The organism is Mycobacterium sp. DL99, assembly GCF_004762045.1.
GTDB lineage: Bacteria > Actinomycetota > Actinomycetes > Mycobacteriales > Mycobacteriaceae > Mycobacterium.
The window spans coordinates 2,739,405-2,752,744 of record NZ_SJOM01000007.1; the positions used below are offsets into that span (position 1 = coordinate 2,739,405).

Annotated in this window: 11 protein-coding genes and 1 pseudogene; 8 read left to right on the top strand and 4 right to left on the bottom strand. The window is 65.1% G+C overall.

Annotated elements, in window-relative coordinates; all coding sequences use genetic code 11:
• The first annotated feature begins 2 nt into the window (after positions 1 to 2).
• Together tesB and pdxT are read left to right on the top strand one after the other, a co-directional pair.
• A complete protein-coding gene (tesB, locus tag EYZ64_RS13795; RefSeq protein WP_135453936.1) occupies positions 3 to 851 on the top strand; it encodes an acyl-CoA thioesterase II in 849 nt (282 codons plus the stop codon).
• Entirely contained in the window at positions 848 to 1,429 is a 582-nt protein-coding gene (gene pdxT / locus EYZ64_RS13800; RefSeq protein ID WP_135453937.1) for a pyridoxal 5'-phosphate synthase glutaminase subunit PdxT, read from the top strand. The genes tesB and pdxT overlap by 4 nt, the downstream gene beginning before the upstream one ends.
• Positions 1,430 to 1,455: 26 nt before the next feature.
• Here the strand turns inward: pdxT and EYZ64_RS13805 are convergent, their stop codons facing one another.
• From EYZ64_RS13805 to EYZ64_RS13815, 4 genes and pseudogenes are all read right to left on the bottom strand, one after another.
• Positions 1,456 to 3,888: a hypothetical protein gene (locus EYZ64_RS13805; RefSeq protein WP_286174872.1), complete on the bottom strand. Its 2,433-nt coding sequence runs from the start codon at positions 3,886 to 3,888 to the stop codon at positions 1,456 to 1,458.
• Between the two features lie 159 nt (positions 3,889 to 4,047).
• Positions 4,048 to 4,182, bottom strand: a pseudogene (locus EYZ64_RS32660) (eCIS core domain-containing protein); the annotation flags it as partial.
• A gap of 368 nt (positions 4,183 to 4,550) precedes the next feature.
• Entirely contained in the window at positions 4,551 to 5,981 is a 1,431-nt protein-coding gene (locus tag EYZ64_RS13810; protein WP_135453939.1) for a glycoside hydrolase family 5 protein, read from the bottom strand.
• A 6-nt stretch (positions 5,982 to 5,987) separates the two neighbouring features.
• Entirely contained in the window at positions 5,988 to 6,962 is a 975-nt protein-coding gene (locus EYZ64_RS13815) for a hypothetical protein (protein ID WP_135453940.1), read from the bottom strand.
• 125 nt (positions 6,963 to 7,087) lie between these two features.
• Between EYZ64_RS13815 and EYZ64_RS13820 the strand changes: the two genes are divergently transcribed.
• The 6 genes from EYZ64_RS13820 to EYZ64_RS13845 are packed head-to-tail and all read left to right on the top strand — an operon-like array spanning position 7,088 to position 13,340.
• On the top strand, positions 7,088 to 7,681 hold the full coding sequence (locus tag EYZ64_RS13820; protein WP_135453941.1) for a Pvc16 family protein: 594 nt from the start codon (positions 7,088 to 7,090) through the stop codon (positions 7,679 to 7,681).
• The gene (locus tag EYZ64_RS13825) at positions 7,678 to 8,514 is read left to right on the top strand and encodes a hypothetical protein (protein WP_135453942.1); all 837 of its coding nucleotides are present in this window, start codon (positions 7,678 to 7,680) and stop codon (positions 8,512 to 8,514) included. Before EYZ64_RS13820 ends, EYZ64_RS13825 begins: the two co-directional genes overlap by 4 nt.
• Positions 8,515 to 8,533: 19 nt before the next feature.
• Positions 8,534 to 10,396: a phage tail sheath family protein gene (locus tag EYZ64_RS13830; protein ID WP_135453943.1), complete on the top strand. Its 1,863-nt coding sequence runs from the start codon at positions 8,534 to 8,536 to the stop codon at positions 10,394 to 10,396.
• 25 nt (positions 10,397 to 10,421) lie between these two features.
• Positions 10,422 to 10,877 carry a phage tail protein gene (locus tag EYZ64_RS13835; protein WP_135453944.1) on the top strand — a complete coding sequence of 152 codons (456 nt, stop codon included), beginning with the start codon at positions 10,422 to 10,424 and terminating at the stop codon, positions 10,875 to 10,877.
• Between the two features lie 17 nt (positions 10,878 to 10,894).
• Positions 10,895 to 12,850, top strand: coding sequence for a phage tail sheath subtilisin-like domain-containing protein (locus tag EYZ64_RS13840; RefSeq protein ID WP_135453945.1), 1,956 nt, complete (start codon positions 10,895 to 10,897; stop codon positions 12,848 to 12,850).
• Positions 12,843 to 13,340 (top strand): phage tail protein, encoded by a 498-nt coding sequence (locus tag EYZ64_RS13845; RefSeq protein WP_135453946.1) that lies wholly within the window; start codon positions 12,843 to 12,845, stop codon positions 13,338 to 13,340. Before EYZ64_RS13840 ends, EYZ64_RS13845 begins: the two co-directional genes overlap by 8 nt.

Sequence of the window (13,340 nt, forward strand, 5' to 3'; positions counted from 1 at the left end):
GTATGGCGATTGAAGAGATCCTCGATCTGGAGCAGCTCGAGGTCAACATCTATCGCGGTGGGGTGTTCAGCCCGGAGTCGGGTTTCCTGCAGCGGACCTTCGGCGGCCACGTGGCCGGTCAGTCGCTCGTGTCGGCGGTGCGCACGGTGGAGCCGACGTTCCAGGTGCACTCCCTGCACGGTTACTTCCTGCGACCGGGCGATGCCCGGGCGCCATCGGTGTACATCGTCGAGCGCATCCGGGACGGTGGCTCGTTCTGCACCCGCCGGGTGAGCGCGATCCAGCACGGCGAGACGATCTTCACGATGTCGGCGTCGTTTCAGACCGACCAGACCGGCATCGAACATCAGGACGTGATGCCCGAGGCCCCCGGCCCCGACGACCTGCCCGGGTTCCGGTCCGGGGGAGCGTTCGACGACGCCGGGTTCGCCCAGTTCGACGAATGGGACGTCCGGATCGTGCCGCGCGACCTCGTGGCGCGGATCCCCGGCAAGGCCTCTCAACAGCAGGTGTGGTTCCGTCACCGCGACCCGCTGCCTGACGATCACGTACTGCACATCTGCGCGCTGGCCTACATGAGCGATCTGACCCTGCTGGGCTCGGCCCAGGTCAACCACCTCGATGTGCGCAAGAACCTGATGGTGGCATCGCTGGATCACGCCATGTGGTTCATGCGGCCGTTCCGCGCCGACGAATGGCTGCTGTACGACCAGTCCTCGCCCTCGGCCTGCGGCGGGCGTTCGCTGACTCAGGGCAAGATCTTCAACCGCTACGGAGAGATGGTGGCCGCGGTGATGCAAGAGGGTCTGACGCGCTACCAGCGCAACTTCACCTCGGCGGAGGGCTCGTGAGCCCACGGGTCGGGGTGCTCGCGCTGCAAGGCGACACCCGCGAGCATCTGGCTGCGCTGCGTGAGGCAGGCGCCGAGGCGGGCACGGTGCGGCGACTCTCCGAACTCGACGCGGTCGACGCCCTGGTGATCCCGGGCGGGGAATCCACCGCGATGAGCCACCTGCTGCGCGAGTTCGAACTGCTCGCACCGCTGCGGGCGCGCATCGCCGCGGGGTTGCCCTGTTACGGCTCGTGCGCCGGGATGATCCTGCTGGCCAGCGAGATCAAGGACGCCGGCACAGACGGGCGGGAGGCCCTTCCGCTGGCGGGCATCGATATGACTGTGCGGCGCAACGCCTTTGGCCGTCAGGTCGATTCCTTCGAAGGGGACATCGACTTCGAGGGACTCGATACCCCGGTGCATGCCGTGTTCATCCGGGCGCCGTGGGTCGAGCGGGTCGGTCCGGACGTCAAGGTGCTGGCGCGCGCCGCCGACCATATCGTCGCGGTGCGCCAGGGCTCGATGCTGGCGACATCGTTCCACCCCGAGATGACCGGGGACCGTCGCATCCACAAGCTGTTCGTCGATTCGCTGTAGGCGCAGTTGTTCACGGACCAACTCCATCAGGCGGTTGGTTTATGCACCACGAGCTCCACGTGCATCGAATCCGTGTACTCACCGGTCCACGACGCACCCACGTCGAACCCGTGCCGGGCGAGGGCTACCAGGAAATCCGGGCTCACCGCTGTCGCCCCTGGTGCTTTGCTCCCGACTGAGTAGAAACCCCTTTCGAGGAGCTGCGCCACAGAGGGTGCGCTGACTTCGGCCTTGGTGGTGGGTGTGCCACCTTTCGGGGTGATGGCCGTGCCGAATAGGAACAGGGGGTTCTCCAGAAGCGTACGCAGATGGGTGATGACAGCCAGGCGCTCCTTGGCGCCCCAGAGGGGCTGCAGTAATGCAATCCGAGCTGTCGCGGCGTCAGCGTAATGCTGCGCAGACACCGCGAATGAAGCATCCTCCGGCTGCGTCACCACTGTAGGCGCCAGTGCACGTGCCCACTGCGCAATCTGGTTGGCCTGTGATTTCGTCGGTGTCATGTCCCCACCCTTGGCCGCGACAGCCTGGGCTCGGTCGGCGACATTTCCCAAGCGGTCGAGGTCACTTCGAACGACGCGTGCGGCGGGCAGACTCGCGATGGTGAATCCAGCGGCCGTTGCCGCTGTCGTGATGTTCGCCTCCGCAGTGGACAGTGCCCCTAGCCAGGGTGTGATCACAGCCGGCACCTCGGCGAGCACTGCGGGCCTGTCCCTTACCGCGGCTTGGAAGTACCGCGTCCGCAGCTGCAGAAAGGCCTCTTTCTGGGCACCGAGGCTCTCCTGGAACGCAGCTGAAGTTGCAGTGAGGCGGTCACTTTCGCTACGGATAGTGGTCAGGAGTCGTTCGTGCGCGGGCGCCGGGACTACTGGGCTTGCGTCGGCATCCGGTGCGGGCTGCTGCTGCGCAGCCTCGCGGGCTTCGGTGTCCTGGCCCATTCGCTCGATGAGGTTGCGCCGCGTGCCGTAGTCTCCCAGCTGCAGATTCGACACCGAACCCGTTACGGTGCGGATCAGCTCGGCGGTTTCATCCCGCCCGATTCTCGGCAGTTTTGTCGGGTCATAATCGAGGGCGTAGCCCAGGGTGTGCATCGATAAGGAATTCAGGTGCGTGGCCGCGGTGAAGGCGGAGCGGAAACTGAATGCCACATCCAGCGGGGGAACCTGGCCGTGGACCTCATTCACCGCAGCCTCGATCCGGGGCTTGGTTTCGGCGGCCACCAATGGATTTCCAGGAACGCTGGCCGCGGTCATGCCATTGAAATGGTCGAGGGTAGCGTCGTAGCTGCCGAACCACTCCCGCCCGGACCGAAGAAACTCGCGACGCTGGGTGTCGTCGGCCAGTGCGTGCCCGCCGTTGCCCTTCTGTACACGATCGGGCAGGGATCTCGTGGCCTCCAGAGCCGCCTCGTCGCTGAGTTCGCGTTGGATCAACTGTCGCTGGTCCGGCGCCGCCGAGCGCTGAATCCGGGGCCCGAACGACTTCTGGTAAGGCGCGCTTTCGGCGTTCCATCGTGAGGCCAGCTCTGCGAAAATGTCTGAGCTGAATGTTATTTCGCTGCCGCGCACCCCACCTGTGCCACGGTTCACGTCCACATACGACGTACGACCTACCCAACCGAAGGTGACACGGCCGGTGGCATCCGCGATCGCCTGGGCAAGTGAGTCGCCGTCGGCGTTTGTTCCCCCATTGCATGATTCGAGGTCGATGAGTGCCTGGTCGGAGAAGACATCCCCGTGAATCTGTTGTGCGACAGATTTGTCGATGCCGTAGTTGGGGTGATCGTCCCAGCCGTAGCGCAAGGTCACCTGCCCGCGTACGCCGTGACTGAACACCTTCAGCAGTCGCACGCTGGCCGGTGGCATGCCGTTCAGTGTCGTCACTAGTCCCTCTGACGATGTCACCCACAGCACCTGCCCGCCGGGCGCGAGCTGGACGATCTTTCCGAGGTCGACGTTGGCGAATTCGTAGCCGGAGCGCTCCACGACCCAGATAGCATGACCCTTAACCTGTTTGGCCGCGGTAACGAATTGGTACGGATACGCCTGATGCGGCTTTGGCGAGCCGATCACGACGACGACGTTCTCGCCCGCCTTGGTCAGCGGCACTCCTGGAGCCGGCCTGCGAGGCAGGTTACGTACGCGCTCCCAGGACTTTGCGATGAGTTCTCCCGCCGCGTTGCGACGCAGACGCATCAGGTACTCGCCCGGCTGCTCGAACGACCACTTCAAGTACGACCGCAGGTCATCTACGATGCCGCGGGCAACGTAGCCTGGCCAAGTACCAGGTTGGCCGACAAGCGTTCGTCCACCGGTGATCCCGGTATCTTCAGTATGGATCGTGAAGTCGATGCCCTCATAACCCTCCATCACGACCTGCCACACGTCGCCCATCACCCACTCGGAGGTTGTACGGGCGGTATCCGCTGACGGCGCGAGGTACCCCTCAGTATCGTGGCTCATCGGCGGCACGACGGGCGGTGGCTGGACAGCTTCTCGCTGGATTGAGTTGGGAACGCGGGAGATCGGGCTTTCGGGGGAGCCGGCACCGGGTATCGGACGGGCTCCGCCCTGCTGCACGACATGGGTCAGTTCGTGGGCCAACAATCGGTGATCGGTTTCATCGGCATCACGTCCCAGCCAGATATCGCGGCGGCTGGTGAACGCACGGGCTCCGAGTGCAGCGGCGTCGGCGCGATCCTGGGCTGCGTCGTGGATTCGCACCTGCGAGAAGTCCACGCCGAGTGCGGATTCCATCCGGCTGCGTAGGCTCGAGGGCAGTGCCCTACCTGCGGAGGGAGCCGATATTCGAGCCCATAGGGAGTTGGATTCGGGCGCGCTGAACCGGGGTGCGGGTTGCCCGCGGGAAGGTCGCCGCGAAGGCTTGGATATGCCGGTGATCTCGGCGGCTGTACGATCCGCTTCCGACTCAAGTGGGTCGTCGGCTGCACCGACTTCGAGGGCTGGCCGGACACCAAATGCCAATGCTCGCCGGAGCGGATCGGGGAACCTATCAGCGAGGGCGGAACCCGGCTTCGGCTCGGGTTTCTTCTGTTGGGCGGCATCGAAACTGAGCGGGGAACTCACGCCAAAGGGCTTGGTGGCAGTGCGGAATCCACTGGCAGTCACCACTGCAGATCCTTGACGCGGATCTGCTCGTCGGCCCGGAGCGGGGTGTCATCTCGCTTGAGGCACAGCCCGAACGATGTCTTGTTGTGGGCACCGATCACGCGACCTTGATCCGACGGGGAGGCCGTCACCCAGCCTGTCGTCCCGACCACGTCGGCGTCCCACCAGTCGATCAGAGTGTGCCCACGAAGGTCGATTGTGATGTGGTGCCAATCGATCTCGACGCCATCGTTCGGGTTCTCGAGGACGACCGCGACGCAGAACGTATCGGCGTCACTGTGGGTGGTGCGGATCCGGACCCGAACGGAGTACGTGCCCTCGCCTATCCCGGCGTACATTCCGGGCTTGACCTTTACCCGGGCGATGAAGGGGTTGCGGTCGTCCGGCGGTGCTGTTGCGTTGCTCAGCCATGGGCGGATGGTCGGCTGCGGTGCCGGTGCGACGAAGTGGGGTTGCAGCCAGGCGAGTTTCGGATTGTCGACGGTGTAATCCTGGGTTGGGCTGAGGGTGAAGTGATAGCCGGCCCACCAGGCAGGCGCGCCGTAGGTCCACCATGACCAGCCGATGACGACGTCATCGTGTGCATCGAGGTATTCCAGTGCATTCGTCACGGCCTGGGCCGCTCCCGGGGTCGCTTGATTCGCGCCGAACTCGGTCAGGTGTAGCTGGACTCCGGAGGCACTGGCCCAGGCAACGGCGGGTTCCAGGCGCTGCCTGATGATGTCGGGATTGACGACATCGTCGCCGGATCCGTCGCCGCCGCTGTCGAAGTACGTGTGCACGCTGGCGACGACGTTGTCCGCGCCCGCCAGATGCTGGGACCACGCCGACGCGTTGGAGACCTGTGTGTCGTCGGTGTCGTACCAGCTTTCCTGCCACGATGCCGGCTGGCTGAAACCGTTGCCGCAGATGAAGATCTGCCGTTCGGAGTTGATGCCATGCACCGCCTCGACGGCGGCCGCAGCCGCGGTGAACCACCCGGTGGTGGACATGCCGTTGGGCTCATTGGACAACCCGAATACCGCGGTGGGGCAGTCGGACAGGGCTGTCTCGACTTTCGACCAGAAGCCGCCGAAGGAGTCGGCGGGGACGGCTGCCGAGCCGACCGGATCCCCTTTGTAGCGCGCGAAGTTGGGGTAGGTGCCGCCGTGCGGTTCGATCATCACGGTCAGACCTTTCGCGGTGGCGTAGCGCACCCGGTTGAGCAGCACACCGAAGTAGCCGTCGAGGCTCAGCTCGCCGTTGAGTTCGGGTTGCGCCAGTTCCCACGAGAAGGTGATTCTGATGAAGGGAACGCCGTTGTCTGCCAGATAGTTGATGTCGCGCAGCGACATCCAGATGTAGTTCTCACCTTCGACAGGTACGACAGCAGGGTCGTAGGCCACTTCGGCTCCGGCGATGTTGACCCCGCGCAACGGCGTGCCCATGCGAGCCTACGAAGATTGGGTTTCGTCACCACGGGATCCGTGGCCGTGTCCGTGGTTGTGCCCGCACTCGTCGCATTCGTGGTCGTGCTCATGCTCGCACTCGTCACATTCGTGCTCGTCCTCCTTGCCACGCCCGCAGATGCGTTCGTATCGCGCGAGGATCTCTTTGACGGTGTTGGCCGCCAGGTCGTCGCAGCGCTTCTTCCTGGCCTCTGCGTGGCAGGTGCGGATCGCGTCCTGGCCGGCCATGATCGCCACGGCGTCGGCCGCCTTGGTCCAGCAGACGAGCGCAGAACACAACTCGTCGGCGTACTCGCCGTAGCTGTCGAACCCGTTCCATAGTTTCTTGATCTGATGTCGAGTCATCAGGGCGTGGGCGTACACCTCTTTGATGTCCGTCGTGGCGTCATCACCGTGGTACCCGGTATCGACCTTGGAGACTTCGGCTTTCGCGTCCGCGACGCGTTTGGCGAGGTCGGCGGGTTCGGTGGAGAGTTTGTCGAAGTAGGCGTGTGCGCGAACCAGGTCGTCTTCGTATTTCTTCTTGAGATGCTGGAACTCGCAGTCATCGAGGTCGCAGGTGTCGGTGTCGAATTCGCAGTTGCGCTCCGGCTCCGCCGTCGCGCATTGGCACAGTCGTTCACGTATCCACTCGTACGCTTCGTCAAGACAGTCGGGGACATGGCTCTGCTTGAACTTGCACCGGATCCTCTCGACCAGGGAACAGATCTCGTGTTCGAGGTCGTGGATATCGTGTGAGTAGAGCTGTCGGGCGTCTCGGTAGTCGCGGCGTGTCTTATCGAACGAGTCCTGCGCGGCAGTGACTGCCGGCTGATTCTCGGCGTTCGACTTCGCCTGTGCGGCAATGCCGGCAGGTTTGCATTTCAGGCGGTTGATCAATTTCGGTTCACAACCACCGTCGTCACCGCATGGTGTGCAGGGCTCGGGCTGGTCGCACGGGTCGGGCTGGTCGGTGGTCATTCGCACTCCTTGGTCGCCTTGTGGCGGCCATCGTCCGTCTCCGTGTGTCACGCCAGCGTCGCGGTTGACGGCGCTCGACGACTTCCGCGACGGCGCCGTGACGCAACGTGGACAACCATGGCCCGGTGGCTGGTTACCGTGCGATCGCTGCCGTCGGCAGAAGCGTCGTCGACCTGATGAACCGCCGGATCGGGGAACTGCTCCCGCCGGGGCCCAAGCCGCGCGTCGTGCTCGCCGGAACCAGCGACTTCGACAAGGTGGAGAGCAGCCCCACCGCGGTGATCCGGTACCCCGCCATCTCCGTCTACTTCTACCGCGTGGTCGTGGACAGGGAGACCAGGGCCGGGTGGTCAGCGGTCGCGAATGTCGATGGGATCCCTCGAATTCCGCTACGCCTGTACTTCCTGGTGGCCGCGTGGGACATCGCGGTCGAGAACGAGCTGGAGTACCTGGGTGCGGCTGCCCAGATCCTGGAGACCGAACCCATCCTCACCGGTCCGCTGCTGCACCCCTCGGGTGACTGGGAGGACGGCGACGCGATCCAGGTGGTCTTCGATGAGCTGGGCCAGGATTCCATGAGTGAGGCCTTCCAGGCGCTGACCACCGAGTACCGCTTGTCGCTGCCGTACCTGGCCCGGGTGGTCCGGATCGATGGCCGCCAGGAGACGACGGCCGAGCCCGTGGCACTGGTCGCAGCACACACCGAGGTGACGCCGTGATCATCAAGACGGCCTTCGGTGAAGCGCGGGTACTGCATCGGTTGGCGCTGGCGGTCGATTGTGCTGACGCGGTGACGCACAGCCCGCTGGGCACTCAGGTGCGCATCGGCGCAGAGGTTGCGCCCCGCCTGCGGACCTATCCCGACGACGTGACCTGGCCCTGCGCTGACCTGCTCCAGCACGGACTCGGGCGGGCGACCCGGCTGCACCGTCCACCGATGCCCGCGAACATCACGGTGCGAATCGCCGACCCGACCCGTCGATACGTGCCGCGCCGGCTCACGACACCGTTGCGCACCGACGCTGACATCACGGCCTCCGACAACGGAACCGGGCCCTATATCCCCGTCGGATCCCGCGAGCTGCGGCCCTGGCTGAGCCCCGGCTCGGCATACCAGATGCCGCGGTCCACCACCGCCATCCGCGGCCGCGTGATGCGGGACGCGACGGCGGCGCGGTGGCCGCGCATCACCGCGATCGGTCCGGGCGGACAGGCGGTGGGCTGGGCACATGGCGACGACCGCGGCGAGTTCGTCCTTGTCATCGTTTCCACCGGTTCCCTCCATCCACCGGCACCCAGCACACTGGCCGTCACGCTGGTCGTGACCGCGCCGGCCAATCCGCCTACGGTGACCGAAGACCCGTTGGCCGACCTGGTGGTCGAAACCGTGCCACAGTCTCAGGTTCCCCCCGTGGCATCCGATCTGAACAGCCCGTTGTTGCAGGGCCGTACCACCCCGCCGGGCTACATCACGTCGGCGACGCCGACGAACGTGACCGTGCCCGTCGGCATCACCACCCAATTGCCCACAGCCGTTCCGTTCACTGTGTGACCCAGCCAAAGGAGAACCGATGCCCGAGTACCTGACTCCCGGTGTGTATGTCGAGGAGACGAGCTTCCGGTCGAAATCCATTGAAGGTGTGCCGACGAGCACCTTCGGCATGGCCGGGGTGGCCCGCTACGGGCCGGTGCCCTACGTGCGCACCGCCGGCGGCCAGCAGCAAGCGCTGGTGCCGAAACCGGTTCTGGTGACCAGCTTTACCGAGTATGAGCGGGCGTTCGGCGGACTCGGCGACGACGGACAACTGGGCGGAGACACCCTCTACCTGGCATACGCCGCCAGGGCGTTCTTCGACAACGGCGGTCAGCGGCTGTACGTGTCGCGGGTGTTCCCGTTCACCAATGCTTCGGGGTCCGCGATCGACGCCGATCCGGACTTCGCGTCCCTGGGTTCCGGGGTCGCGGGGAAATGGCGCGCCCGCTGGCCCGGCGCGGCCGGCGGCACGATCACCGTCAAGGTGGAGATCAAGCGCGGCAAGAACATCCGGACCACGGACGGTCAGGGAAACGTGGTGTTCCGCGGACTCAGCGGATCGGAGGTCGTGGAGACCTTCGCGGACGTCAGTGCCGTGCCGTCGGACAAGACGAAGACCGATCCCGTGGCCGGCAATGTGAAGATCTACACGCCGTTCCCCGACGGAAAGCCGGGATTCAGCACCACCCGTGGCGGTGCTCCGCAAGCGCCGGATGCCACCGTGCAGGCGGTGTGTCATCTGACCGCGACCGTGACGGTGCGAATGGGTGCGCGCACCGACATCTACGACGGTCTGGAACTCGGATGGGACCACCGCCGGGCGATCCCGAAGGCCCTCGGTGTCGACAAACCGGTCGACGAGTACGCGCTGGTGTGGTTCGACGCGAAACTCGACACGCCGCCGGCGATCGGGGAATACACCGGTGCCATCAAGCACGATCCCGCGGCAATATTCACCGGCGGACGTGACGGCAAACCACTGGACGCCGACGCGCTGAAAGGAGAACCGTCCGATCCGGACGATGCCGCCATCGCCGCAACTGGTTTGGCGGCGCTGGGGGAGATCGACGACATCGCGATCGTCGCCGCCCCCGACATCGCGGCGCTCGACGGCAGCCAGCAGAAGACCGCCGTCGACAACCTCATCGAGCACTGCGAGAACCTGCGCTATCGGATCGCCGTAGTCGATCCGCCCAACGAGAATCAGTCGATCTCCCAGATCCGTGACTACCGTTCGCAGTTCGACACCACGTACGCGGCCTTGTATTACCCATGGGTCGAGATCCCGGATCCGACGGCCCCGAACGACCCGTCGGCTCCACCAGCGGTCGTCAATCTGCCGCCGTCGGGATTCGCGGCCGGGATCTACGCGCGCAGCGACGTCGAACGCGGTGTGCACAAGGCGCCCGCCAACGAGGTGATCCTCGGCATCAACAAGTTTCTGTACAACGTGACCTACGACCGGCAGGCGGTGATCAACCCGGAAGGCATCAACGCGCTCAGATTCTTCCCCGGCCGCAGCAACCGGGTGTGGGGCGCCCGCACGATGTCCTCGGACCCGGAGTGGAAGTACGTCAACGTCCGGCGGTTGTTCATCTATCTGGAGCATTCGATCGACAAATCCACGCAGTGGGCGGTGTTCGAGCCGAACAACGAACGGCTGTGGGCCAATGTCCGTCAGACGATCGAGGACTTCCTGATCACCGTGTGGCGGACTGGTGCACTGATGGGCACCAAGCCGCAGGAAGCGTTCTTCGTGCGGTGCGACCGGACCACCATGACCCAGAACGACCTCGACAACGGCCGCTTGATCTGCCTGATCGGTGTCGCGCCGACGTATCCGGCCGAGTTCGTCATATTCCGCATCGGCCAGTGGACTGCCGACGCCAAGAGCAATTGACCCAACGAGTCTGAGGAGGTAGATGATGGCGACACGGCCCAATCCCTACGGTGCGTTCAACTTTCTGGTGCGCCTGGGTGACGACGGTACCGAGGGCAGCATCGCCGGAGGGTTCTCGGATGTCAGCGGTCTCGGCAACGAGATCAAGTTCTCCGAGTACCGCAACGGCAACGACAAGTTCAACCATGTGCGCAAGGTGCCCAACGTCAACAGCACCGACGACGTGACGCTCAAGCGCGGGGTGATCGGCGATCTTCGATTGTTCACCTGGCTGCAGGAGACTCGCGACGGCGCCTACGAACCGCGGACGGTGACCATCTCACTGCTCGACGAGGCCCGCAACGAGGTGTGCAGCTGGGTGCTCTCGGCCGCGCAGCCGAAGAAGTGGGTGGGCCCGACGCTGGCGGGCAAGGGCGGCGGCGAGGTGGCCATGGAGGAACTTCACCTCGTTGCCGAGCAGATCGACTTCAAATCGGCCTAACCGGACACTGATTCACCATGACGACCGGACTGCAGCTCGGCGGGCCTGGCGTGTACATCCGGGCACAGCAGCCGGATACGACGCCAGAGGTGGTGCGACTCGACGCGACCGGATTCGTCGGTCTGGCGCCGCGGGGGCCCGGCCACACCCCGGTCCGGGTGACCAGCTGGTCCGAGTACGTGCGGTGGTTCGGTGGGCTGCCCGATCCCGAACGGGGCGATACCCCAACCCAACTCGCGTACGCGGTGGATGCGTTCTTCGGCCAGGGCGGACAGGTCGCGTGGGTGCTGCGGGTGGTGCCGTCACAGCCGGATCCGGCGACGGCGATATTTGAGTGCCCTTCCGCTGGCGCCGGGCGGCAGATTGCGGCTGCCAACGAGGGCAGCTGGGGAAACCATCTCGACATCACGCTCACGTTCGCCGCCGGTGCCGCCGTCCCGATGACGGTCTGGCCGGACAATGCGGATGCAGCGATGTTGCTGCAACCGGTGGTGGATAACGCGGTACCGCTGTACTCATTGGTGCGGATTCGGCATCCGAAGCTGGCGCCGGCCGGCGAACTTCGCTGGCTGGTCGCGACGGCTGATGCGCTGACGGCAAGCGGGAGAAGCGCCCGGTATGTGGTGGATCGTGAACTGCCGCTCCCGGCGGGAGAGCTGGTCGATATCGAAATCGTCACCGGCACACTGACAATCACCGACAACGGCCCGGACGGCCCCCGCGCCGAAGCATTCACCGAGCTCGGCCTGCACCCCGGTCATGCGCAGTTCATTCCCGTGGCCTTGCAGGATGATTCGGCGCTGGCGAGTGCTGACGGGCTGATTGATGCGGTGTCACCAACCGACGGCCTCCTGCGAAGCCTGCACTTCACGTTGGTGACCCGTGGCTGGGATCGATGGGAGCAGATCACCGCCGACAGCTTCTACGACGATGTGCCACCGGCCCGGCAGGATCCGGCTGACGACGACACCGATCACCGCGGCGTGGACCGGATGGGCCGAGTACCCGATATCGGCCTGCTGTGTGTTCCGGACCTGTCGTGGGTGTGGCGAGGCCAGCCCGATCAGCTGGTGGTCGCGGGGAAGCCGGACACGGGCGGTGAGTTCGTCCGGTGTTGCCGAACCGGCACGGCAGACTTGAATCTCACCGCCGTACAGCAACCGGCGGCGCAGCTCGATCCGAACGACCCCGCCGACTTCGAGGCGATCGTCACCCGACAACAACGGGTCGTCGAGGTAGCCGGCCTGCGGAAGAGATTCGTCGCCCTACTCGATGTCCCGTTCGGTATGAAGACGTCCGACATCGCCAAATGGCGCTGGGCGTTCGATTCCAGTTATGCGGCGTGCTACCACCCGTGGCTGGCGATGGCCGCTGCGACGTCGGGGGGCAGCCCGGTGTTCGTCGGGTCCTCGGCGTTCGCGGCCGGGATCACCGCCAAGCGGGAACTGCTGTCCGGGGTGCAGCGAGGACCCGCCAACGAGCTGGCATCCGACGCGGTCAATGTGTCCTCTGCCATGACCGACACCGCGGCCGCCGACCTTTTCAGAATGTCGGTCAACGTCTTTCGTCCCGAACGTGATGGATTCCGGCTCACCTCGGCGCGGACGTTGTCCTTCGATCCGGAGTACCGCCAACTCAATGTGCGGCGGTTGATGACGGTGTTGGCGCTGACCTTGCGGCGGGTCGGCGAGAATCTGGTGTTCGAGCCGGGAACCCTGGCGCTGCGCACCGCGGTGCAGCAGGCGGTGGTGAGCATGCTGCGGGACTTCTTCCGGCGAGGTGCGTTCGCGGGCGCCACGGAAGCCGAGTCGTTCTTCGTCCGATGTGATGACTCGGTCAATGACGAACGGACTCGGGCGCTGGGTCAGCTGATCACCGAGGTGGGTGTCGCACCGGCCGCGCCGCTCGAGTTCATCGTGGTGCGCCTGATCCAGGGCGTCGACGGGACATCGGTGGTGAGCGTCGGTGGATGAGACCAGTGAGCTTCTCCAAGCCTTCAACTTCGAGGTGACCTTCACCGCGGTAGATGGCCGATCTGGTCCGCTCAACGGTTATACGGGGGCCTTCGCAGAATGCAGTGGCCTCGAACTCGAGGCGGAGATCAAGGATTACAACGAGGGCGGATTCAATGACGGCGTGATCCGTCGGGTGGGACGGGTCAAGCTGGTACCGCTTGTGCTCAAACGGGGCATGTTCGTCGTAGGCACACCGGGCGAGGATGGCACCGCCGACAGCAGCATGTGGGACTGGATCAGCGGCATGGTCGGAGGCCGGCTGCCCATCCCACGCTACAACGGCGTTGTCGCTGTACGAGATCCGTCACGCAAGCGCATCGTCGCGAAATGGTCGTTCGATCGGGGCCTGCCGAGCAAGGTGACGGGTCCGGCGCTGAACGCCAAGACCGGCGAGGTCGCGATCGAGGAACTGCACATCGTGCATCAGGGTCTCAGGTTGGGGGATTGA